19 protein-coding genes and 1 pseudogene are annotated in these 23,066 nt (G+C 41.1%); 7 read left to right on the top strand and 13 right to left on the bottom strand.

The features are described 5' to 3' along the window. Nucleotides 1-8 precede the first annotated feature (8 nt). From IPP86_13720 to IPP86_13700, 5 genes are all read left to right on the top strand, one after another. The gene (locus tag IPP86_13720) at nucleotides 9-920 is read left to right on the top strand and encodes a DUF4835 family protein (protein ID MBL0139568.1); all 912 of its coding nucleotides are present in this window, start codon (nucleotides 9-11) and stop codon (nucleotides 918-920) included. 105 nt (nucleotides 921-1,025) lie between these two features. Beyond that, nucleotides 1,026-2,126, top strand: a complete 1,101-nt coding sequence (gene ychF, locus IPP86_13715; GenBank protein ID MBL0139567.1) for a redox-regulated ATPase YchF — start codon at nucleotides 1,026-1,028, stop codon at nucleotides 2,124-2,126. Between the two features lie 49 nt (nucleotides 2,127-2,175). Beyond that, nucleotides 2,176-2,793 carry a rhomboid family intramembrane serine protease gene (locus tag IPP86_13710; protein MBL0139566.1) on the top strand — a complete coding sequence of 206 codons (618 nt, stop codon included), beginning with the start codon at nucleotides 2,176-2,178 and terminating at the stop codon, nucleotides 2,791-2,793. After that, complete coding sequence (locus tag IPP86_13705) at nucleotides 2,783-3,289, top strand: HAD family hydrolase (GenBank protein MBL0139565.1); 507 nt, start codon at nucleotides 2,783-2,785, stop codon at nucleotides 3,287-3,289. Before IPP86_13710 ends, IPP86_13705 begins: the two co-directional genes overlap by 11 nt. A gap of 39 nt (nucleotides 3,290-3,328) precedes the next feature. Next, nucleotides 3,329-4,225: an aminotransferase class IV family protein gene (locus IPP86_13700; protein ID MBL0139564.1), complete on the top strand. Its 897-nt coding sequence runs from the start codon at nucleotides 3,329-3,331 to the stop codon at nucleotides 4,223-4,225. A 42-nt stretch (nucleotides 4,226-4,267) separates the two neighbouring features. Here the strand turns inward: IPP86_13700 and IPP86_13695 are convergent, their stop codons facing one another. The 10 genes and pseudogenes from IPP86_13695 to clpB all read right to left on the bottom strand — a co-directional run bounded on the left by IPP86_13695 (nucleotide 4,268) and on the right by clpB (nucleotide 16,386). Beyond that, nucleotides 4,268-4,843, bottom strand: coding sequence for a hypothetical protein (locus IPP86_13695; GenBank protein MBL0139563.1), 576 nt, complete (start codon nucleotides 4,841-4,843; stop codon nucleotides 4,268-4,270). 113 nt (nucleotides 4,844-4,956) lie between these two features. Next, nucleotides 4,957-5,559 carry a DUF2179 domain-containing protein gene (locus IPP86_13690; protein MBL0139562.1) on the bottom strand — a complete coding sequence of 201 codons (603 nt, stop codon included), beginning with the start codon at nucleotides 5,557-5,559 and terminating at the stop codon, nucleotides 4,957-4,959. Nucleotides 5,560-5,659: 100 nt separating this feature from the next. Then, nucleotides 5,660-6,349, bottom strand: coding sequence for an NAD-dependent deacylase (locus tag IPP86_13685; protein ID MBL0139561.1), 690 nt, complete (start codon nucleotides 6,347-6,349; stop codon nucleotides 5,660-5,662). 140 nt (nucleotides 6,350-6,489) lie between these two features. Continuing rightward, nucleotides 6,490-7,457: pseudogene (locus tag IPP86_13680) on the bottom strand (methionyl-tRNA formyltransferase). An 18-nt stretch (nucleotides 7,458-7,475) separates the two neighbouring features. Further along, entirely contained in the window at nucleotides 7,476-8,807 is a 1,332-nt protein-coding gene (locus tag IPP86_13675) for an MATE family efflux transporter (GenBank protein ID MBL0139560.1), read from the bottom strand. A 116-nt stretch (nucleotides 8,808-8,923) separates the two neighbouring features. Then, nucleotides 8,924-10,108 carry a class I SAM-dependent rRNA methyltransferase gene (locus tag IPP86_13670; protein ID MBL0139559.1) on the bottom strand — a complete coding sequence of 395 codons (1,185 nt, stop codon included), beginning with the start codon at nucleotides 10,106-10,108 and terminating at the stop codon, nucleotides 8,924-8,926. 37 nt (nucleotides 10,109-10,145) lie between these two features. Then, the gene (locus IPP86_13665; GenBank protein ID MBL0139558.1) at nucleotides 10,146-10,739 is read right to left on the bottom strand and encodes a DNA-3-methyladenine glycosylase; all 594 of its coding nucleotides are present in this window, start codon (nucleotides 10,737-10,739) and stop codon (nucleotides 10,146-10,148) included. A gap of 36 nt (nucleotides 10,740-10,775) precedes the next feature. Next, the gene (locus IPP86_13660; GenBank protein ID MBL0139557.1) at nucleotides 10,776-12,695 is read right to left on the bottom strand and encodes a RecQ family ATP-dependent DNA helicase; all 1,920 of its coding nucleotides are present in this window, start codon (nucleotides 12,693-12,695) and stop codon (nucleotides 10,776-10,778) included. Nucleotides 12,696-12,807: 112 nt separating this feature from the next. Further along, entirely contained in the window at nucleotides 12,808-13,644 is an 837-nt protein-coding gene (locus IPP86_13655; GenBank protein MBL0139556.1) for a dienelactone hydrolase family protein, read from the bottom strand. 129 nt (nucleotides 13,645-13,773) lie between these two features. Then, on the bottom strand, nucleotides 13,774-16,386 hold the full coding sequence (gene clpB / locus IPP86_13650) for an ATP-dependent chaperone ClpB (protein ID MBL0139555.1): 2,613 nt from the start codon (nucleotides 16,384-16,386) through the stop codon (nucleotides 13,774-13,776). 238 nt (nucleotides 16,387-16,624) lie between these two features. Between clpB and IPP86_13645 the strand changes: the two genes are divergently transcribed. Continuing rightward, entirely contained in the window at nucleotides 16,625-17,032 is a 408-nt protein-coding gene (locus tag IPP86_13645; protein MBL0139554.1) for a hypothetical protein, read from the top strand. 65 nt (nucleotides 17,033-17,097) lie between these two features. Here the strand turns inward: IPP86_13645 and IPP86_13640 are convergent, their stop codons facing one another. From IPP86_13640 to IPP86_13630, 3 genes are all read right to left on the bottom strand, one after another. Further along, on the bottom strand, nucleotides 17,098-18,603 hold the full coding sequence (locus IPP86_13640; protein ID MBL0139553.1) for an OmpA family protein: 1,506 nt from the start codon (nucleotides 18,601-18,603) through the stop codon (nucleotides 17,098-17,100). 152 nt (nucleotides 18,604-18,755) lie between these two features. Beyond that, a complete protein-coding gene (locus tag IPP86_13635; GenBank protein MBL0139552.1) occupies nucleotides 18,756-19,526 on the bottom strand; it encodes a C40 family peptidase in 771 nt (256 codons plus the stop codon). Nucleotides 19,527-19,603: 77 nt separating this feature from the next. Continuing rightward, nucleotides 19,604-20,782 (bottom strand): acetyl-CoA C-acyltransferase, encoded by a 1,179-nt coding sequence (locus IPP86_13630; protein MBL0139551.1) that lies wholly within the window; start codon nucleotides 20,780-20,782, stop codon nucleotides 19,604-19,606. Nucleotides 20,783-20,960: 178 nt separating this feature from the next. On the opposite strand from IPP86_13630, the gene IPP86_13625 reads away from it, so the two are divergent. Further along, a complete protein-coding gene (locus IPP86_13625) occupies nucleotides 20,961-23,054 on the top strand; it encodes an HDIG domain-containing protein (protein MBL0139550.1) in 2,094 nt (697 codons plus the stop codon). Nucleotides 23,055-23,066 lie beyond the last annotated feature (12 nt).

Raw genomic sequence — 23,066 nt, 5'->3', positions numbered from 1 at the left:
CGTCTATCATGGTGAAAAGAATTCTCATTTTTCTTTCCTTTTTACTTACAGCTGAATTCAGCAATGCACAAGAACTGAATTGCCAGGTATCTGTGCTGACTCCGCAGATTCAGGCCAGCGATAAAACCATTTACGAAACCCTGCAAACCGCCATCCGGGAATTCATGAACAACAGAACCTGGACGAATGACCAGTTTCTGAACCAGGAAAGAATTGAATGCAGCATCATCATTACAATTTCTGAAAGAACTTCTGTGGATGATTTCAAAGCGAATATCCAGATTCAGTCACGCAGACCGGTGTACAAGACATCTTACAATTCACCTTTGTTCAATCACCAGGACAATGATTTTAATTTCCGGTATGTACAGGATCAGACTTTGGAATTTGATGAAGCAAATATCAATTCCAATCTCACTGCTGTTCTGGCGTATTATGCTAACATCATCATCGGACTCGATTACGATTCTTTTTCGCCTGAAGGAGGAACACCCTACTTTACAAAAGCGCAATCTATTGTAAGCAATGCGCAGGTACTTGCGGAAAGAGGCTGGAAAGCCTTTGAAAGTTCACGAAACCGTTATTGGATTTCCGAAAATCTGATGAACGTATCTTTCAAACCTCTCCGCAACACGATGTATTCATATCACAGGTTGGGGTTTGATAAATTGTCGGAAGACCAGGTGAATGCTCGGTCAGCTGTCACAGAATCTATTAAAGAATTACGCAGAGTCTACAACGATAAACCAAATTCTTTCCTCATGCAGGTGTTCTTTAATGCTAAATGTGATGAAATCATCAACCTGTATTCACAGGCACCTCAGGATGAAAAAAGTCAGGTTGTACAGGTATTGAGTCTCATCGATCCTGCAAATACTTTAAAGTATCAGGGAATTCTGTCGACCTCGGGTGGAAAATAAAAATTATAATTTCTGTTTGAAACAGATTCATTTTATCATCTTCAGAACACAACAGTTTAAAACAAATAAAGAAGCAGGATATTTCCTGTTATTACGATTAAGATTATGGGATTGAAATGTGGAATTGTCGGGTTACCGAATGTAGGAAAATCAACATTGTTTAATTGTCTGTCAAATGCGAAAGCACAAGCGGCAAATTTTCCATTTTGTACTATCGAACCAAATATTGGCGTTATCACCGTACCGGATGACCGCCTTTTGGAATTGGAACGTCTGGTAAAACCACAACGAGTGGTTCCGACAACAATTGAAATCGTCGACATTGCCGGACTTGTAAAAGGAGCGAGCAAAGGTGAAGGACTCGGGAATCAATTTCTCAGTAATATCCGTGAGTGTGATGCGATTATTCATGTCGTTCGCTGTTTTGATGATCCGAATGTTGTGCATGTGGATGGTTCGGTAAATCCGGTCCGTGACAAAGGCACAATCGATACGGAACTTCAATTGAAAGACCTCGACAGTATTGAGAAGAAAATTGCCCGCGTTGAAAAAGTTGCAAAAGCCGGAGCAGATAAAGACGCTAAAAAAGCGATGGATGTTCTGATGGTTTATAAAGCCCATCTGGAACAGGGTAAATCCGCAAGAAGTGCTCCGGTCGCTGAAGAAGACCAACGATTCATCGCGGATATTTTCCTGCTGACGGCAAAGCCTGTTCTTTACGTCTGTAATGTTGATGAAGGATCCGTAAATACTGGAAATAAATATGTGGATCAGCTCCGCGAACACATTCATGATGAGAAGGCTGAAATCCTTGTCATCGCTGCAGCGATAGAAGCTGAAATTACTCAGCTGGATAGTTTTGAAGATCGTCAGGCCTTTCTGAATGATCTCGGTCTGAGTGAATCCGGAGTAAGTAAATTGATTAAAGCTGCATATCGTTTACTCTCATTGCAAACTTACTTCACAGCAGGTGTGAAGGAAGTGAGAGCATGGACCATCACCAAAGGTATGATGGCACCCCAGGCTGCTGCAGTGATCCATACCGATTTTGAAAAAGGATTTATCAAAGCAGAGGTAATTCACTTCGCTGACTTCGTAACTCTGGGTTCCGAAACTGCCTGCAGGGATGCAGGAAAACTGAGTATTGAGGGTAAAGAATACACTGTAGAAGACGGGGACGTAATGCATTTCCGTTTCAATGTCTGAGGCATTTTAAACTGATGATCTAAACTTTCAGGAAAAGAAGAAACCTTCCATGACCAATATTATCCTGATCATCACTTGTGTGATTTCTTTTCTTGCTTTCCAGAACCACAGTATTCTGGACAAACTGATTTTTAGTCCTTATCTCATCCGTCAGAAGAAGGAATGGTATCGGTTTTTCAGTAGTGGATTGATCCATGCCGACTGGCTTCACCTCATTGTGAACATGTTTGTCCTGTACACATTTGGAAGGGCAGTAGAAGATTATTTTAATGCATTGTTTGGATCCAGAGCTACGATCAATTTTCTCCTTTTGTATGTAGGTGGATTAGGAATGTCAATAGTCCCGACATTTTCAAAAGAAAAAAACAATCCTGCTTATCATGCTCTGGGCGCTTCCGGAGCGGTATCAGCGGTGGTGTTTTCATTTATCTTGTTTAATCCGCTTCAACGCCTTTGTTTCTATGGCATCTTGTGTTTGCCTGGGATTATCTTTGGAATATTGTATTTAATTTACTGCTATTACATGGGTAAAAAAGGTGGTGACAGAATCAATCACGATGCCCATTTGTGGGGAGCATTGTATGGATTTTTCTTCACCATTCTATTAAAGCCATCCCTTGTGATTTCATTTTTCGATCAACTGATATACTTCCGGAATGCCATCTGAAAAAAATAAAGCCATCTTTCTCGACCGCGATGGTGTCATCAACGAGGAAAGGGGAGATTATACCTGGCTGCTGGAGGATTTTAAATTAAATAAAGATCTGATCCCGGCTTTACAGGCCTTTCAAAAAGAAGGCTACCTGCTGATCATTATCAGCAATCAGGGTGGGATCGGAAAAGGAATGTACACAAAAGCGGATGCTGATTACCTTCATCTCCATCTGGAAAGACATCTGGAAAATCAGGGAATCCACATTTCAGAAGTTTACTATTGTCCGCACCATCCGGACAACACAAAATGCATTTGCAGAAAACCCGATTCTTTGCTGCTCGAAAAGGCGATGGCACGATTCGGAATTGACCCAAAACAATCCTGGTTCATTGGTGATGCCGACAGAGATGTGGAAGCAGGAACAATAGCCGGAGTGAGATCATTGAAAGTACTTTCAAATTCATCACTTTTGGAAACACTTCCCCTGATTCTTGGCAAAAGCTATTAAGACTCTCCCGTTAATTAATTTTTGAAATAATAATTTTTCATGCCTTGCTTCGCAGTACTTTTGTTCTGCGAAATGGGGCAACAGGCGACATATATTAATTTCAACGGAAATATCGTTGAATCATCTCAGCCGATTTTTACTTCTGCCAACAGAGCTTTTCGTTACGGAGACGCTGTATTTGAAACCATTCGCCTCATGAATGGCGAAATCCTGTTTTTTGAACAGCATCTGCAGCGATTAAAGAGAAGTATGTCATTGCTGGGCATGCAACCTCATGATGATCTGACCTTTCACAATTTATATTTATCGATCCGGCACCTGGATCAGGTCAACCACCTGAAAGGCCATGGAAGAATTCGTCTGGAAGTTTTCAGAAATGACGGGGGTTTGTACACGCCACAATCCAATAATGTATCCTATATCATTGAGGTAACTCCGCTTTCACTGCATCATTATAAACTCAATGATACCGGATTGAAAATTGAACTGTATACTGATATCAAGAAGCCGGTTAGCGCATTGTCAAATTTAAAATCCTCCAATGCACTTTATTATGTAATGGCCGGTTTGCACAAAAGGCATCATGGTTATGGAGATTGTCTTGTACTCAATACAGATGACAGGGTCGCGGAAGCAATCAGTTCGAATATCTTTCTTCTAAAAGGAAATGATTTAATCACCCCTTCACTGGATGAAGCCTGTGTTGCCGGGGTGATGCGGGAAACCATCATCCGGATGATGGAAGAAAAAGGAAAGCCCGTGATTCAAAAAGGAGTAGAGGTAGAGGACATGCTTAATGCCGATGAGTTATTCCTCACCGATGTGATTCATGGGATTCGCTGGGTCAGCGCTTTTCGTCACAAACGGTATTTTAACAATTACTCACGGCAATTGCTTAAAGAAATCCAGGAATTGCATTCAACAAAAAAGGTCTGAGAAAATCTCAGACCTTTTTTGCAAAATTAAAGAAGTAAGCAATTATTTTTTCGCTGTAGTTGTTTCCATGGATTTAGCCATTTCATCAGCAGCAGCCATATTCTTTTCGCAAGAGCTCTTTACTTCAGCATAAGCAGTATTCCATGTATCAATCTTAGTTTGAGCATCGCTCATTTTAGTACGGAAATCTGCAAGACCTTTTACTGCTTCATCAGCACTGATTTCGCCTTTAGCAATTTTGTCTTTCCACTCTGTGAATTGTTTTGTTGTTTCGTCCCAGGTAGCTTTGAAAGTGCTGTACTCATTAACCATTCCATCCATTTTGGTTGCATCTTCTGTTGCCATTTTGGACATGTTCGCTGCCGTAGCTTTCAATGCTTCGTCTTTAGAAGAAGCGATAGCTGTTGAACGCTCAGTTTGCTGTGCAGCAAATTCTTTAGCCTTTGTAGCAGTTTCATTGAGCTCTGTGCTCCATGCAGTAGCTTTTTCGCCAAGGCTGGTCCAGTCAGTTCCAAACTGAGTGATTTCACCCATAGTTTTTTCATCAATTTTCTTTGTGCAGGAAGTAAAGCCGAGTGCACCGGCTACCATAAATGCTAAAATTGCTTTTGTTTTCATTGGTTGTTTTTTAGGTTTGTGTGATTAGTATCGATAGGATTTATTGTCACAAAGTTATTACTTTCAATAGTTTCCGAAACGTCACCGGGAACATCTTATTGACAGGTTAACGTTCATTTCTCTTTGGGGTCAGGAAAAACACTACGGATGTAATCCATAGTATTGTTTACAGCCGATTTTTTTGGAAAAACCCCCTGATTGGCTACCCGGATGTCCTCAATGGAATAGAAGGCATTTGGATTATGATCCCTGATAACCTGCCTGACCAGGTTCAAATCCTTCCTTTTAATGATGGTAAAAATGACTTTAACCGGGCCTTTGGAGCCATGACCGTCCATTATAGTTACACCGACATTCTGAAGTTGTAATGCATTCACCAATTCCTGCCAATTCTGATTGGTGATGATGCGTAAAACCTGCATTCCCAAAGCAAGTTTTCTTTCGATGAATAAACCTACATATGTTCCTGCTGCAAAGCCTCCGGCAAAGCCTACATAACAAAGTGGGTTATCCAAATGACGCATCACCTGACGAATGGAAACCAGCCAGATAAGAACTTCAAAGAACCCAATTATTGGAACAATATTTCTAAATCCCTTGGAAATAAAGACATTCCTGAGGGTACCCAAGCTCACATCCGCCATCCTTGCAAAAAAAATAATGATCGGTAATACCACCCATTTAAAAAACTCAGAATCGAAAAATGGATCGCTCATTGACATGGATTATTGGATTATATAAATTCTATTATAAGCTGAAAATCAAAGTGAAATGTGATCTTATTAAATTTAATTCGAGATTACTTATTGGGTTCCTTTATCCTGAATGATCCTGAAGTAATTGATCAACCAGTCTTGGGAGGCCCGTTCCGGCCTTTTCCCGAATGATCTGGACACCTTTCACATAAACGGACTCATTGGGATCAACCAAATACTTTTCGCTGTCATATGGAGCGAAATCGACCAATCCGGCAGCGGGATAAACAGCGAGAGAGGTTCCAACAACGATAAAGATGTCTGCCTGGCTCACAATTTCAGCCGCTACAGAAAGTAAAGGGACCATTTCCCCGAACCAAACAATGTGTGGCCTTAATGGAGACCCTTTTGGACAAAGAGCTCCATGTTCCATTTTCCAGCCCTGAACAGGAACTATTAATCGTTCGTCAACCGAACTTCTTGCTTTCAGAATTTCTCCGTGTAAATGCAATACTTTGCTTGACCCGGCTCTTTCATGCAAATCATCAATATTTTGAGTGATGATTTCAACATCAAAGGCTTGTTCAAGTTTTACAAGGGCTAAATGTGCGGAATTCGGAAGGACTTGCAACACTTCCTTTCGCCTCATGTTATAAAAATCCAGAACCTTTGCTGGATTCCTGGCCCAGGCTTCCGGAGTCGCCACTTCTTCAATCTTGTAATTCTCCCATAATCCGTCATGATCCCGAAATGTCTTTATGCCACTTTCAGCGCTGATGCCGGAACCGGTAAAAACCACCACTTTTTTCATTGATGCAAAATTCAGTTTTACAAATGAGAAAGACTGATTCGAGTGGATGTATTTATCAACAATAGCGAAGGATTAATTTGTCCCTAAAAAATCATTTCAAATACAATTCCGGGATGGATATGATTCGAAATGATGAAATCCTACTTCAATTGCCAAATTCCTTCCAGTTTGAATCCATTCAGAAAATCTCTGACCGACACCCTGTTCCTCCCCGACAATTGCAGTTCAAGAATCTGTACAATTCCTTTGCGCAAATAAACTTTCAGATAGGATTTATTATCAGTTTCAATGGAACCTGCACGCTTATCATGAGCCATGGGTTCAAAAGTGCTTTTGTAAATTTTAACTTTAAAACTAACCCCACTCGACGGATTAAATAATTCCGCATGCGCTGCAGGGTATGGTGAAAGTCCACGAATGAAATTATGAACTTCCTCCGCCGTATGATGGATATCCACTTTTGTGTTTTCACTGTTAAGCTTGGGTGCACTTTTTAAAGTTGCACCGGCACCCATTGCATTTTGATCAACCGGTTGGATTTTTTATCAATAATCGACTGAACTGTTTTGAGCACCAATTCAGACCCTGACTCCATCAGTTTATCATGCAAACTTCCGGCATTATCATCGCCTGAGATTTCTACTTTTTCCTGAAAAATTATCTTGCCTGTATCGATCTCCTGCTGCAAGAAAAAAGTAGTGATCCCTGTTTCTTTTTCTCCGTTTATAATTGCCCAGTTTATCGGGGCCGCACCACGGTATTGCGGAAGAAGTGACGCATGTAAATTGAATGTTCCAAGAGGAGGAAATTTCCATACTTTCTCCGGTAACATTCGGAAAGCTACCACAATCTGTAAGTCAGGAGCCATTCTTTCAAGGTCTTCCAAAAAGGCCGGGTCTTTCAAATTCGGTGGCTGGAGTACCGGTATATTTTTAGTAAGGGCATATTGTTTCACAGCGGAATGCAGGATTTTTTGTCCGCGCCCGGCAGGTTTATCAGGAGCCGTCACAACTGCAACAACCGATAAACCATTTTGTACCAGAATATCAAGACTGGGTACTGCAAATTCAGGTGTTCCGTAAAAGATTATTCGGGGGAGAGGGTGCATGATTTAAGATGTTAGAGGTTAAATCACAATTTTTTTCCAACGTAAACTCCTGAGGAAAATATAGGAGGCAACGCCGGTGAAGATCCAATAAATAATTTCTGACATCCACACCATTTCTACGGTTCCATGGAACAGAAAGGTGATCACATAATTGTAGATCATGTAAATCAGTATTGCCGCGATTTCAATGTACAGAGCGGCACGCGTTGCACCGGTACCACTCACAGCGCTGATACACACAATCGCGAATGCAAAAAATAACATCGCAAAAATAACCACATAAAATGAACCTAAGGAATCCTGAATGAGGATTTCATCAACAGTAAAAATGCGAAGTATCAAACGCGGTATAGAAGCGTTAATCAGGGCCATAATTCCGGTTACCAACAGTGCCAGTTTAATAATCCTGTTCAAAAGTGCGATCACTTCTTCACTTTTCCCCTGTCCGATGATGTTGCTGACCATACTATTTGCCGCGATGGAAAACCCCCAGATTGGAGTCATCGCAACCATGTAAGCTCCCCGTACAATATTTGAAATTGCAAGTTCATGAGCACCGATTTTTTCTATGAAAATGAAAAACACAAACCATGCTCCCATGGATAATAAATTCTGTACAACCAACGGGGCTGACAGATTCATGATCCCTGAAATTAGTTTCCAGTCTATCCTTCTGAATCGAAACAATTGAAATTGCTTAATCCCGCGTTTCACTGAAGTGTAACCAAAAATATAAATCAAAGCAATCAATTCGGAAATGGTGGAAGCAAGGCCTGCTCCTTCGATTCCCATTTTCGGGAAACCCCAATTTCCAAAAATCAATAAGTAACCAAGCAGAATATTTACCAACGCCATGATGAAGGAATAGATCCCATATACCCTTGGCTGTGCGATTCCAACATAAAATGAACGAAATACAGTGGCCAGCATGATAAAGAAAATTCCATACGCCCTGTAATGCAAAAAACGGATGCTTGCGTCAATAATTGGCTCCGAATCCAAAATGAGACGAAGCAAAAGCGGAGACAAAAATTCCAGAATAATAAACAAGACTAAACTGAGTCCAAACAGAATGTATAAGCTATTGTCAAAAATTTCGCCTATCTCACTTTCCTTTTTTTCACCGGCTCTTCTGGCAATCAAAATCTGAGCACCGATTCCAATGGATATGCCAATCATGACAAAAACAAAATACAAAACACCACCGACAGCAGATGCTCCCAACTCAACCTCTCCGACCCGCCCTAAAAAGGCTGTGTCAGTGATGTTCAAAAGGGTGGTAGCCAGTGACCCGATGATCACAGGATAAGCCATTTTTATAATGTCGCGATAGCTTGTTTGTACCTGCATATGGAATCAAAGGGCAAAATTAAGTCAGACCCGTCAACCTTTGCGCAGGTTGAAAAATTATTCTGCTACAAATATGAACATTTTCATTTCCCGACATTCTTAACTACCTGAGATCCTCAATCAACAAGTAGTACCAATCCCTTGAGATATTCTCCTTCCGGATGGTAAATGGAAATCGGGTGATCAGGGCCCTGTGATAACTGATGAAGTATTCTGACATTCCTTCCGGATTGCGCGGCTGCCTGGAATACAATTTTCCGGAAAAGATTTTTATCAATAACCTGGGAACAGGAAAATGTAAACAAAATTCCTCCGGGAGCGATGCGTTTGAAACCTTCCGTATTCAGATTTCTGTAACCAATGGTGGCTTTGTCAACTGAACTCAGATGTTTCGCAAATGCAGGAGGATCAAGTATAATCACATCATAGAATTTATCACTCCCTTTGAGGTGATCAAAAACATCTTCAGTAAAAAATGTATGTGATCCAGAAACATTGTTTAACTGAGCATTCCGGATTGCCCATTCCGCCGCTTTCTTTGAACTGTCAACCGAATGAACCAGTTTAGCAGGCGAAGAAAGCGCATACATGGAGAAACCTCCGGAATAGGAAAATGTATTCAGTACGTTTTTACCAACAGTATATCTCCTGAGTAAATCCCGGTTTTCCCTTTGATCAATAAAAAAACCGGTCTTTTGACCTTCTACCCAATTGACATAAAATGAAATTCCATTTTCTCTGACAACAGTATCAGATTCATTTCCAAAAATGAAATGATTCGAATCAATACTAAGTGCTTGCTTACTCATAGCATCAGCACTTTTGTCATAAATGGTAGTCAGCCGGCCTTTATAAATATCTTTCAATGCTTCAGCGAAAACATTTACCAGTCGATACATACCAAGAGTATGCGTTTGAATCACTGCAACACTCCCGTAAATATCGATGATCAGTCCGGGAAGTCCATCGCCCTCTGCATGCACCAGGCGATAAACCGTAGTGTCAGCATTTTCCACAAGACCAAGACCTTCCCGAACCGCAAAAGCTGCAGCGAGCTTTTCCCTCCAGAATGGGAGTAGCGCATCTGTTCGTTCAAAGGAAAATATCCTGGCTTTGATTGAGCCCTCGTGATAATGTCCGGTAGCGAGATAGCGGTTATCCGCTGAAAAAATTTCAACGATATCTCCTTCCGCAATTTCACCTTCTGTCTTTTTCACAGCACCTGAAAATAGCCAGGGGTGAAATAACATCAGTGATCTTTCTTTTTTGGGCTGAAGTATGATCCTGGGGAATTTATTCATATCCGGCAAAGAAACCGGAAAAAATCGAGAAGAAAAATTACTCCATGGGAAAACCTTCTTTCAGAATAAAACGATAGGGCAGAAGCGCATCCTTTCCGGCATAATCTACTCCTACACGTGGTCCTGTAATGATCTGTTTTTCATCGATGTCCAGCTGCTTGTCCTCGATCCAGATTTTATTTTCAAGCAAGCTGATTCCTGTGTGTGAATAGTGAATTCCTAATCCGGATGAAACAGTTCCCGGACCGGCGCAAATTTTCTTCAAGGCTTTGTTCCCTGAATTTCGCCTTGCACGAATAGTTTCCATTCCTGTTGTCGGGAAAATTGCCCTGATCAGTACCGCATGCGGAACACCTTCAATATTGGTAACAACATTGAAAAGCGAGTGAACACCGTAGCACAAATAAACATAAGCAGTTCCACCAAGTTTGTACATGATTTCTGTTCGTGCAGTTCTTCGGCCTCCGAATGCGTGTGAAGCACGGTCGGTAACACCCGCGTATGCCTCCGTTTCGGTGATAATTCCACCGGTTAATTTCCCCTCAAATCTGGTGAACAAAGATTTGCCGAGTAAATTTCTGGCAATTTTCACGACATCCTTCCGGGTATAAAAATCAAGATCCAGTTTCATGAACAAGAATAAATTATTTTCATGACATGAAATTAATCATGACACGGAATCATGTATCCATTCCAGTTCGTTTCCACGTGCGTATTTTATTCTGGAATTATCAATCATCCATTCGATCACTTTCAGTGCCTGATCTTCACGAAAATCCTGTATGGTGCTTACAACATCTTCGAGTGGAGCATTGCCTTTCGATAAAAAGTGCTTTATTTTTTCTGATATGGATTCAAACTCAAGATCACTGACGCCGATTTTATTTCGTTGCAGACAGATGTCGCATACACCGCATCTGGATCGCGATTCTTCTCCAAAATAATTCAGCAGGAGCACGCTTCTGCATTTATCTGTAGAAGAAGCATAATTCAACATAGCCTTCTGCCGGAATAAGTATCTCTTTTTTCGATCTGCAAGATTTTCCCGATCGATATGCAAATCTTTCAGGTCCAATCTTTCTTCGGTAAAAGTAATCTCAGGTGTATCTTTCGATTCGATATAATTAAATATTCTCAACTGGCTCAGCTGTTTGAGAAGCGAAATACATTCTTCCAAAGTAATTCCGGCACGATTAGCAATCTCGCTTTCTTTTATCATTACATAGTCATCAAACAACCCTTCATAAGACCGAAGGATCACTTTGACAAAATGGTCAAACCGGGTATTTTTAACCTGAAATTCATACAACTGTTGTGAATTAGCCTTTACCCGCAATCGTGCATGCAAATCAGACGACTCCGTAACAGCAATCAATCCCTGCATTTCCAAAACCTTCAAACAATTAAATGTTTCAGCAACCTGTAAATTATAATTGGCGCAAAAAGCGCTCAGGTCAAAATCGAAACTGACACCTTTCCCGGAACCAACCGGCAATTGGTAATAATTGGCGAGAGCCTGATAGGTATGACGAATAGACTGAACTTCAGGAAAACTCATTTCCAGTCGACGTTCAGAATCCACAATATCACTTTCATTGTATAACAAAACCGCGTAAGCCTTCTGTTCATCTCGTCCGGCCCGACCAGCCTCCTGATAATAAGCTTCCAAACTATCAGGAATATCAAGGTGAACCACAAATCGTACATTGCTTTTATCTATCCCCATGCCGAAAGCATTGGTAGAAACTACCACCCGTACTTTTCCGCTCATCCATTGTTCCTGAATTTTAGCACGTTCGGAAGCACTCAGTCCGGCATGGTAGAAGGAAGCAATCACCGAATTCCTTTGAAGGAAAGCCGCGATTTCTCTTGTTTTTTTTCGCGTACGAACATAAACAATTCCGGTGCCCTGAATTTTTCGCATGATGTTCAGCATTCGCTGAAGTTTATCTTCTTCATGAAGTACCATGTATGAGATATTCTTCCGCTCGAAACTTTTCCTGAAAACCTTTGGAGATTTAAAAGCCAGCTTTTGCTGAATATCATCCTGAACTTCCGAAGTAGCTGATGCAGTAAGTGCAAGGATGGGAACTCCTGGTAATTGGTTCCGGACTTCCGCAATTTTTAAATAGGATGGACGAAAATCATAACCCCATTGCGAGATACAATGTGCCTCATCAATCGCGATAAGATTGATTTTCATTTTTTGCAAACGAGCAAGAAAAATATCCGAGCTGAGACGTTCAGGAGATAAGTACAGGAATTTTTCTTTTCCATATATGCAATTATCCAGAGCAATGTCTATTTCATTTTTGCTCATTCCGGAAACAATTGCCACAGCCGGGATTCCTTTTGCTCTTAAATGCTCTACCTGATCTTTCATAAGAGCGATCAGAGGAGAAACAACAAGACATATCCCGTCTTTAGCCAGCGCGGGGACCTGGAAACAAATTGATTTCCCGCCACCGGTTGGCATCAGAGCAAGTGTATCATTTCCCTCCATCACAGAAAGGATAATATCCTGCTGCAATGAACGGAAAGAAGAATACCCCCAATATCGGGTAAGAATTTGTTGTATTAAATTAATCACTTATTGATTCCGTAATGAAGGACAAAATACAAAATCCTGCTTGAAAGAAGCCTTAATTTGGGTATTTCAAATTTTCACCGCATAAATTAAACAGCAGAAAATTCAATGTTTACTTCATTCTGCTTTTGAGGAAATTTAAAGTGACATTGTAGGCATCTGCGGAAGCAGCTATATCGTGTTTTGGATTACTCGGATTAGCAAAAGCATGATCAGCATCGTAATTTTTTACTGTCAGCTTTTTCCCAGCGGTTTTCATATTACTTTCAAATTTGCTGACCACCTCACTGTTGATCCAGGCATCCTTTGTGCCAAAGATGCCAAGAACATCTGCCTTTAGAGTTTTCAGCTTTGCAATATCTGATTCCGGCATTCCGTAATACAATACACAACCTCCCAATTGTTTTCCGGCCATCAATGCTGTTTGCATGGACCATCCGCCACCCATGCACCAGCCGAGTGTGAATATTTTTGCTTTGGGTCCGATGTGACTGAAAGCGCCCTGAACAATCATTCTGGCTCTGTCATCTTTCAAACCACCCATCAGTTCCTGAGCAACACCCGGAGTTTCCGCGATTTTGCCATCGTAAAGATCGATTGCCAATACATTTGTTTTGCCAAGATCGACCTGGAGTTTTTCAGCTTCCCGTTTGATATAATCATTCAATCCCCACCATTCATGAATGACAATTAACCAGTTGGCGGTAGGTTGGGATGATTTTATTTCGAATGCTGATGCACTCGTTCCATCTGAACATTTAAATGTAATCATTGAACCCGAGGCAGCTTCGTAACTGAATGGGAGTGGGGCTTCATGTGCCGCAACAAATCCGGAGTTCATCGCAAGCTGTCCAAATTTTTGAGTGGCACTCGGACTGCAACACGATTGAGCGTTGGAAGTTCCATATTGTATCAGGAACAAAGCGATTAGAGCAAGAATTCTGGTCATGGTTTTTTTTATTTAGATTTGAGAGAATGACAAAGATAATAAGGAACTCATCGATTCTGTATGGTATAAAAATGAAAAGCGACGGAATAATAATTCCGTCGCTTGAAATCATTTTCTGATGTAATTAACTCAAATTTCTGCCAATTTTGGACTATTGTGAAAAATGAATTCATGGTTTGTATTGACATCCAGTTCAATGTGATCATCCTTTTGAACATTCCCTGCCAGAATTTGTTTTGACAATTCGTTCAATACTTTTTTCTGCATCACACGCTTCAAAGGCCTTGCGCCGAACTGTGGATCATAACCGAGTTGAGCCAACCAATCGATAGCGAGTTCAGTGGCTGTGATTGTGATGTTGTTTTGTAAAAGCATTTTTTGCAAGAGTGAAAACTGCAACTCCAGAATATCGCGCACTTCATCACGTGTAAGCGGTTGAAACATGATGATTTCATCGATACGGTTTAAGAATTCAGGGCGAATTGTTTTCTTGAGCAATTCGTAAACCTTGTTCTTTGTCTTCGCGATTACATCATCCTTATTGATTTCATTCATATCTTCAAAACTCTCCTGTATCAGATGAGAACCAATATTTGAGGTCATGATGATAATGGTGTTTTTGAAATTTGCAGTGCGACCTTTATTGTCAGTCAACCTTCCGTCATCCAGAACCTGGAGGAGTATGTTGAATACATCCGGATGCGCTTTTTCAATCTCATCCAGAAGCACCACAGAATAGGGCCGGCGACGGACTGATTCCGTCAGCTGACCACCTTCTTCATATCCTACATAACCCGGAGGTGCGCCAATCAATCGTGACACTGTATGTCTTTCCTGGTATTCGCTCATGTCGATGCGAGTCATCGCGTTTTCATCGTTAAAGAGAAATTCCGCGAGAGCTTTGGCAAGCTCAGTTTTACCGACACCGGTTGTTCCAAGGAAAATGAAAGAACCGATAGGTTTTTTCGAATCCTGCAATCCAGCCCGACTTCTGCGTACAGCGTCTGCCAGAGCAGCGATGGCTTCAGTTTGTCCAACAACACGTTTGTGTAATTCTCCTTCAAGATGAAGTAATTTTTCACGTTCACTCTGAAGCATTCGAGTCACAGGAATGCCTGTCCAGCGCGATACAACTCCGGCGATATCTTCAGAATCCACTTCTTCCTTAATCAACGCGGATTCCGATTGCATTGAACTCAATTGTTTTTCCAGTTCATGCAACTTCGTTTCCGCTTCACGAACCCGGCCGTATCGGATTTCCGCGACTTTCCCATAATCACCCGCACGTTCCGCTTGTTCAGCTTCTACTTTGAAATTTTCCAGTGCTTCCTTGATGTTTTGAATTCCCTGAACAACCTGCTTTTCATTTTCCCATTTCGCTCTTAACTGCCTGCGTTGTTCATTGAGATTACTGATCTCCTCATTCAGGTCACCGAGTTTACGATCATCTTTTTCTCGTTTGATAGCTTCTCGTTCAATTTCCAGCTGCATAATTCTCCGGTTCATTTCATCCAACTCTTCAGGAACAGAATCAATTTCCAATCTCAACTTGGAAGCTGCTTCATCGATCAGATCGATCGCTTTATCCGGAAGGAATCGATCGGATATATAACGCTCACTCAATTCAACAGCGGCTATAATAGCTTCATCCTTAATCCGAACTTTATGATGTGTTTCATATCTTTCTTTCAGTCCGCGTAAAATAGAAATCGCATCCTCAGTACTTGGTTCTTCAACCTGAACTTTTTGAAAACGGCGTTCAAGGGCTTTGTCTTTTTCAATATACTTTTGATATTCCCCGAGTGTAGTGGCACCGATTGCCCGTAATTCTCCACGTGCCAATGCTGGTTTCAGGATATTCGCCGCGTCCATGGCTCCCTCTCCGGCACCTGCACCAACGAGGGTGTGAATTTCATCGATGAAAAGAACAATATCTCCTTCGGCACTAATCACTTCTTTCACCACAGATTTTAAACGTTCTTCGAATTCCCCTTTGTATTTCGCTCCGGCAATTAGTGAACCCATATCGAGAGAAAAGATTTGCTTGCTCTTCAGGTTCTCAGGTACATCTCCATTGATTATCCGGTGAGCCAATCCTTCCGCGATGGCGGTTTTTCCAACACCAGGTTCACCAATTAATATTGGATTATTCTTGGTCCTGCGGGACAAAATTTGAAGAACACGACGAATTTCTTCATCACGACCAATAACCGGATCCAGCTTGCCCTGACGGGCAAGTTCATTCAGATTTTTTGCGTATTTACCCAGGGAGTTATAAGTATCTTCCGCGGTAGCGCTATTCACTTTATTCCCTTTTCTCAATTCAAGAATCGCTGCTTTGGTGTCTTTCTCTGTTACGCCTTCGTTCCTCAGCAATAAACCCGCTTTATCCTTTGATCCTACCAGCGCAAGAAAAATGTGTTCGAGTGAAACATATTCGTCACCGAATGTTTTAGCCAACGAAAGAGCCTGCTGAACAACCTTATTGGCTGCATCACTCAGGTATTTCTGTCCACCGCTGACCTTTGGTAAACCTTCAGCAAGTGTATTCATGACAGATTGAATACTGTCAGGATTAACATTCACCTTTTTGAGAATGAAGGGGAGTACATTTTCATCCACATCCATCATTCCAAGCATCAGATGTACTGGTTCAATCGCCTGTTGACCCAGTCGTTCTGTATGCTGCTGTGCCTGTTGAATGGCTTCCTGTGATTTAATAGTGAAATTGTTGAAGTTCATATCTTCATTATTTTTCAGCTCACCATCAAAGAACCGTCCAGAACCAGTTTCTCTGCCTTAAACGAACATTTTGTCCTATAACTGACAAGGTCTGCGACAAATTGTCTCAGACTATTAATCAAAGTGTTCCATGACGACTATCATTTCAAAATTAGAACATTAAATCTATTATTACTCTAATGAATTACCCGTATAATTAAACGTTTTGTAGAATTACGAATTCTAAAATCACATCCCCATGAATATTGAAATCAGACCTGAAATGAAAATAGAAGAGGTTCAATCTGCATTTGCTAAAAGGTTTCCTTTTCTAAAACTCAATTTTTTCAAATCAAAACCTAAGGAAGAAAAAGGCTATACCGCGAAAGATCTCCTGGATTCCTCAAAAAGGTTGATGGATGTTGCGGAACAAAAATCCAATTCAGTCTTGTTGATTAATGGGTTGATGACTGTTTTCGAATTAGAAAAACAAGGACAGGAAAAACTCGGATTGCATATCGATGTATTTAGAAAATCCGGAAAAGTCTGGTTGAGAACATCAGCATCTGATCAATGGACTTTGGATGAACAAAATAAAGAAGCGAAGGAATCAGAACCAGCCGCAATTGAAAAATCCGAGGAAAACGATTATCATGAGCAAGAGTAGCAGGGAAGGTTAAAAAAAAATCCCCTTCAAAATTGAAGGGGATTTTTTTTGACGGGAACTGTTTATTAGAATTCAGTTCTCAATTCAACCCTACGATTTTTCGCACGACCGTCGGCAGTTTTGTTATCCGCGATAGGTTTTGTATCACCATAACCGGTAGCACTGAGACGATTTGCGTCGATTCCTTTACTTACCAGGTAGTTTTTCACGGACTCACAACGTTTCTGTGAAAGCTGAACATTCTTCTCAGGATTTCCTGTATTATCTGTATGTCCTTCCACAGCAAGTTTAGCTTCAGGATATTTCTTCAGAATGTCAACGAGGTCATCCAGTTGAGTTTTAGAAACTGATTTTAACTTATCGCTTCCTGTTTCGAAGAAAATTTTACTTGCAATTTTTGTGATCTGTGTCACGATTTCTTTTGGAATCTCCGGACAACCATTGTTTGCTTTAATTCCTGCAACAGTAGGGCATTTATCATCCTTATCCGCGATACCATCGCCATCACCATCCGGACAACCTTTCAGGAATGCAAGTCCTTTCACTGAAGGACAATCATCTTCCTCATTAACTACACCGTCGCCATCAGAATCCATAGGGCAACCGGTTGCATCAACTTTATAGCCTGCTTTTGTATTTGGGCATTTGTCATCCAGATCAGCTATACCATCAGCATCAGCATCCGGACAACCTCCAAGATTCATCAATCCTGCCACATCAGGGCAACGATCTTCTTTGTCAGCAACACCATCGCCATCTTTATCAGGGCATCCTTTTAATGCGGCAATACCTGCAACATCCGGACAGTCATCCTGGTAATCGGCAACACCGTCTTTATCACGATCGAGAGGACAACCATCCTCTTCATTTACTTTTACACCTGCCGGTGTATTTGGGCATTTGTCGTGACGATCACTTACTCCATCGCCATCACTATCTTTTCCTTCACCAAGATTCAGAATGAAGCCGAGAGAGTGTTCCAGGAATTGATCTTTTACACCGCCTGTATTCGCATCCCATTTATTATCGGACGGCATGTGGACTCCGGTTTGCCAATCAAGGCTGATGTACTCATTTATCCGAAAACGAATCCCGGCACCTCCATACAAATCGAGCTGATTGATTCCTTCTTTCAGACGGCCTTCTGATTTTCCAAGAGCATCAACAGTACCATGAGCACCACCCACACCTCCGGTGATATACGGTCCAATGATTGCTTCTTCATTTAAAAGATAACCATTGTAAAGTTTGTAACGCAATCTCAGATTCAGGGCAAATACAAGGTCATTGTAATTGTAGGCTCCTTTTGACTGGGCCATTTTACCCGCAACACCAAACAAACCTAAATCAAATGATTTGTTCAGATAATGATTCAGTGAAAGTCCCTGACCAAATGTGGTGCTGTTGATGGTAAAATCATAAAACTGACTACCAAGACTTGATTGTGGCTCGATAAGAGCTCCATGGAATCCAAGACTCCATTTTTGATCCGCATTTTGAGCGCCGACAGAAAAAATTTGAAGGAACAAAAACGCAAAAATAATTCCTCGAAGTAAATTTTTGTAAATCATAATTGTGTGGTTTTGGTTAAACATCAGAATTCAAAATTAAGCTATAAAAGTTCAATTCTGCAAAGAATTCACAACTATTTATCCTCAATTCATGGATGAAAAATAAACTCCATGAACCTTAACATTATGTAAAACCAAAAAAACAGGAATGATTAATACATCCGTTTAATCAGACGAAGATTATGCGTATAGGCATTCTGTTCCTGATTAAATATTCCCTGATGGTCCAGAGTATCAATCCGTACTCTTCCGCTGGCATGTAAAATGTGCTGATTGGGAAGAATAATACCAACATGGACAATTTTTCCTTCAGCATTATCGAAAAAAGCCAGATCTCCGGCATTGGCTTCTTCCAAAAGATGGATCAGTGTACCTTGTTCCGCCTGCTGTGCAGCATCTCTTTTTATTGCGATTCCGCAGAGTTTGAAAGCCATCTGTGTAAATCCGGAGCAATCAATTCCGAAGGGTGATCTGCCTCCCCATAAATAGGGCGCATTCAAATACATATATGCATTTTCAAGCAGGAGGGAAGGATCAGGTTTTTGAAGAGTGGAAACATTTCCCTCATACTGAAATTCAGTTGAGCCAAAAACAAATTTCTTTTGATTAAATCCTGTAAGTGTGCTGCCTAAAACTACGGGAACAACCTGGTGGTTTTGAAGGACCACCAATTGTACAATATCCAGACTCACAGAAAGTGGAAGAAGTTCTAGTCTTGCATATTCAGCAGCCTCAAGTGTGATCAATTGTTTTTTGTCCACCCAACCTGAATACCCATCAAAAGATATCCTGATTTTCCGCCAGTTTTCCTGCTTATCGATCACTTCAACTCTTTCTCCAAAAAGGAGCTGAGTTACCATCTCACTTCGGTCACTGGGTTCTTTCCGTACCGGTACAATACTAAGTGGACAAAACGCGAACATCTGACGAAATTAATAAAAAAGGGCTGAATCTTTTACGGAAATCAGCCCAATTAGTTAGCAAATAAATATCGTTTTTATCAGGTCAATTGTATAACCATGGCACTTGCACCGCCACCGCCATTGCAAATTCCGGCAGCTCCAATTTTTCCTCCGTGTTGTTTTAAAACATGGATAAGCGTCACAATAATTCTTGCACCGGAGGCGCCCAAAGGATGACCCAGCGAAACAGCTCCTCCATGAACATTCACCTTATTAGGATCAAGTTTCATCAATTGATTATTTGCAATCGCAACGACAGAAAAAGCCTCATTTATTTCGTAAAAGTCAACCTGCTCAGGTTTTATTCCCGCTTTTTGGATAGCTTTTGGAAGTGCCTTTGCTGGCGTAGTTGTAAACCATTCCGGAGCCTGTTGTGCATCGGCATAGCTAAGGATTTTGGCAATTGGTTTAAGTCCTAATGCATCAGCTTTTTCTTTACTCATTAAGACAAGAGCAGCGGCTCCGTCATTCAACTTGGAAGCATTGGCAGCAGTAACAGTACCGTCTTTTTGAAAAGCGGGTTTGAGTGTTGGCACTTTGTCCGCGCGAAGATTTTTGTATTCCTCATCTTCTGAAACAACAACAGGATCTTTTCCTTTTACCGGAATACTTACCGGACTGATCTCATCCTTAAAAGCTCCTTTGGCATAGGCTTCCTTTGAACGTCTGTAAGATTCCAAAGCATATGCATCCTGTTCTTCTCTGGAAATTTTACATTCTGTTGCACAGAGTTCCGCGGCATTTCCCATATGATAATCTTTATAAACATCCCAAAGACCATCTTTCACCAAACCATCTATCACAGTACCGTTTCCAAGCTTGTAACCAGTCCTCGCTTTATCAAGATAGTAGGGGACATTGCTCATGCTTTCCATCCCACCGGCAATTACACAATCATTATCACCCAACAGGATCGATTCTGCAGCAAGGGCGATAGCTTTCATCCCTGATGCACATACTTTGTTGATAGTTGTTCCGGGTACATTTGATGGAATCCCAGCCCATATTGATGCCTGAGTAACAGGAGCCTGTCCAACTCCGGCGGAAAGCACATTTCCCATATAGACTTCCTGAACTTCTGATGGAGCGAGATTAACACGCTCCAAAGCGGATTTGATTGCATGTGCACCCAATTGGGTTGCTGTCATCGAAGAAAGGACTCCTCCAAAATTTCCAATTGGCGTCCGCACTGCAGAAACTATATATACTTCTTTCATTTTTTATTAATTTTATAAGATGATTACTCTAAATCCGGGCGCAATTTAACCAATTTGAATGGATTCCTGAATCAACCTGTCAGCTTTGTTTTGTTGATATTTTCTCAAAGCGCTCCATGACAGTAAAATGAAAATCCACCACCTTCGCAACAGCTTATAATTCAAGCTACCACCTGACATGAAGAATTACTTTATCCGCTTGTCCAACCAACATGAGAACATCTTCAAGTATGTTGTCGTGTTGACGGCTATTGTCATGATTGTGGTGGCACTTCCAAAAGAAACACAATTCAATTATTCTTATCAAAAAGGTAAACCCTGGGCTTATGAAAACCTCATGGCTCCTTTTGATTTCGCGATCAATAAAACAGAAGAGGAATTAAATACCGAAAGAGCGGAAGTGATGCAGAACGCTCATCCCTTTTACAAGTTCAACAAAAATCTTTCTGAAGAAAAAAAATACTCATTCAACAACGAGTTGACTGAAGTATGGGAAAAGAAATATGGTTATGGAACCCGGTCTAAAAAAGAGACGGATCAGCTTGAAAAATTAAAGAACCTTCAGTTTGAAATCGGCTCACGGATTCTGCAAATGACCTATGATCAGGGTATCATTCTGATCAATGAACAAAGTCCGCTCAACAATCCCGATGGGATGATTACCCTCGTAAAAGACAACATCGCAGAAGAGAAAAACCTCAAATCCTTTTTTACCATCCAGTCTGCTTTCCAGTATATATCTGACGAACTAGATAAAATATCACAAGCCGATAAAACTCTTCTATCGCCATTACTGGAAAATGCATTATCACATAATATCGTTTACGACGATCAGGCGACACGACAGTGGACCAAACAGCTCATTGATAAAATTTCCCTAAACCTTGGCCTTGTTCAGAAGGATGAAGTGGTGATTTTGAAAGGTGAAGTAGTAGATGATCAGAAATTTCAAAAACTGGAAAGCCTGAAGAGTGAAATGAAAAATCAGGAATTCACCGGTTCTTCCCGTTGGATGATGTTCCTTGGTCATTTCATTCTGGTCTCGCTCGCCATGAGTATGCTGATGATTTTTCTTTACTTGTTCCGGCGGGAGGTATATGACGACAATTCCAGGATCGTCTTGCTGATGTTATTAATGCTCCTGATTACCTATATGTTTCTGTGGGCAAGGAAAGTCAACCTCTTTGATATGTACCTTGTTCCGGTATGTATCCTTCCGATAATAGTCAGGGCTTTTTACGACACCCGGACAGCCCTGTTCACCCATATTGTCACACTTTTAATTATCGGTTTTGAAGCACCGAGCGGATTTGAATTCATGTTCATTCAGACCATTGCAGGAATGGTTGCCATTTTCAGCATTGTAAGTATGAGTCGTCGCGTGCAGTTTTTCATTTCTGTACTTATGATTTTTCTTTCTTACGCGATATCCTTTATTGGAGTCACAATTCTACACGAAGCGAATTTCAGAACTATCGATTGGATGAACCTGAAATGGTTTCTCGGAAATTCAGTCATCACACTTTTTGCTTTCCCGCTAATTTTCATTTTCGAAAAGGCCTTTGGTTTCCTTTCGGATGTTTCGCTGATGGAACTTGCGGATTCCAATTCAAAAGTATTAAGGGAATTATCATTAAAAGCACCTGGAACTTTTCAACATTCTCTGCAGGTTTCCAATCTGGCTGAAGCTGCAATTTTTAAAATCGGTGGAAATCCTTTGTTAGTAAGGGCCGGAGCCATGTACCACGACATCGGTAAAATGGATATGGCTGTATATTTCATCGAAAATCAAAACTCACGCATCAACCCGCACGATGATCTTTCCTTTGAAGAAAGCGCAAGAATCATTAAAAGTCATGTCATCAGAGGTGTTGAGAAGGCGAAAAAACACAATATCCCCGATCAGATCATAGACTTTATCCGGACACATCACGGTACTTCATTGTTACAGTATTTTTATCATTCCTATCTGAAAAATTTTCCGGAGAAAGTTCCTGATGAAGACATTTTCAGATATCCGGGTCCTTTGCCGTTTTCGAAAGAAACCGCGGTATTGATGATGGCCGATTCCGTGGAAGCCGCCAGCAGAAGTCTGAAACATGCAGATCCCGAATCCATTAACAACCTGGTTGATTCAATTATTGAACACCAGATTGAACAAAACCAGTTTGTGAATTCGCCGATTACACTGAAAGACATCAGCGAAATAAAAAAGATCTTCAAAAAAATGCTCGGAAGTATGTACCATGCGCGTATAGAATATCCTGAATAAGTAGAGGAGAAG

It is taken from the genome of Bacteroidota bacterium, from assembly GCA_016720935.1.
Taxonomy (GTDB): Bacteria; Bacteroidota; Bacteroidia; order AKYH767-A; family 2013-40CM-41-45; genus JADKJP01.
The sequence above is the reverse complement of the archived record's forward strand: the minus strand, read 5'-3'. Positions and strand labels throughout refer to the sequence as shown.

What these genes read in the sequence shown, in the direction of transcription:
- IPP86_13720 (MBL0139568.1), top strand. Translation starts at nt 9, where the DNA reads ATGGTGAAAAGAATTCTCATTTTTCTTTCCTTTTTACTTACAGCTGAA.
- ychF (MBL0139567.1), top strand. Translation starts at nt 1,026, where the DNA reads ATGGGATTGAAATGTGGAATTGTCGGGTTACCGAATGTAGGAAAATCA.
- IPP86_13710 (MBL0139566.1), top strand. Translation starts at nt 2,176, where the DNA reads ATGACCAATATTATCCTGATCATCACTTGTGTGATTTCTTTTCTTGCT.
- IPP86_13705 (MBL0139565.1), top strand. Translation starts at nt 2,783, where the DNA reads ATGCCATCTGAAAAAAATAAAGCCATCTTTCTCGACCGCGATGGTGTC.
- IPP86_13700 (MBL0139564.1), top strand. Translation starts at nt 3,329, where the DNA reads ATGCCTTGCTTCGCAGTACTTTTGTTCTGCGAAATGGGGCAACAGGCG.
- IPP86_13695 (MBL0139563.1), bottom strand. Translation starts at nt 4,843, where the DNA reads ATGAAAACAAAAGCAATTTTAGCATTTATGGTAGCCGGTGCACTCGGC.
- IPP86_13690 (MBL0139562.1), bottom strand. Translation starts at nt 5,559, where the DNA reads ATGAGCGATCCATTTTTCGATTCTGAGTTTTTTAAATGGGTGGTATTA.
- IPP86_13685 (MBL0139561.1), bottom strand. Translation starts at nt 6,349, where the DNA reads ATGAAAAAAGTGGTGGTTTTTACCGGTTCCGGCATCAGCGCTGAAAGT.
- IPP86_13675 (MBL0139560.1), bottom strand. Translation starts at nt 8,807, where the DNA reads ATGCAGGTACAAACAAGCTATCGCGACATTATAAAAATGGCTTATCCT.
- IPP86_13670 (MBL0139559.1), bottom strand. Translation starts at nt 10,108, where the DNA reads ATGAATAAATTCCCCAGGATCATACTTCAGCCCAAAAAAGAAAGATCA.
- IPP86_13665 (MBL0139558.1), bottom strand. Translation starts at nt 10,739, where the DNA reads ATGAAACTGGATCTTGATTTTTATACCCGGAAGGATGTCGTGAAAATT.
- IPP86_13655 (MBL0139556.1), bottom strand. Translation starts at nt 13,644, where the DNA reads ATGACCAGAATTCTTGCTCTAATCGCTTTGTTCCTGATACAATATGGA.
- clpB (MBL0139555.1), bottom strand. Translation starts at nt 16,386, where the DNA reads ATGAACTTCAACAATTTCACTATTAAATCACAGGAAGCCATTCAACAG.
- IPP86_13645 (MBL0139554.1), top strand. Translation starts at nt 16,625, where the DNA reads ATGAATATTGAAATCAGACCTGAAATGAAAATAGAAGAGGTTCAATCT.
- IPP86_13640 (MBL0139553.1), bottom strand. Translation starts at nt 18,603, where the DNA reads ATGATTTACAAAAATTTACTTCGAGGAATTATTTTTGCGTTTTTGTTC.
- IPP86_13635 (MBL0139552.1), bottom strand. Translation starts at nt 19,526, where the DNA reads ATGTTCGCGTTTTGTCCACTTAGTATTGTACCGGTACGGAAAGAACCC.
- IPP86_13630 (MBL0139551.1), bottom strand. Translation starts at nt 20,782, where the DNA reads ATGAAAGAAGTATATATAGTTTCTGCAGTGCGGACGCCAATTGGAAAT.
- IPP86_13625 (MBL0139550.1), top strand. Translation starts at nt 20,961, where the DNA reads ATGAAGAATTACTTTATCCGCTTGTCCAACCAACATGAGAACATCTTC.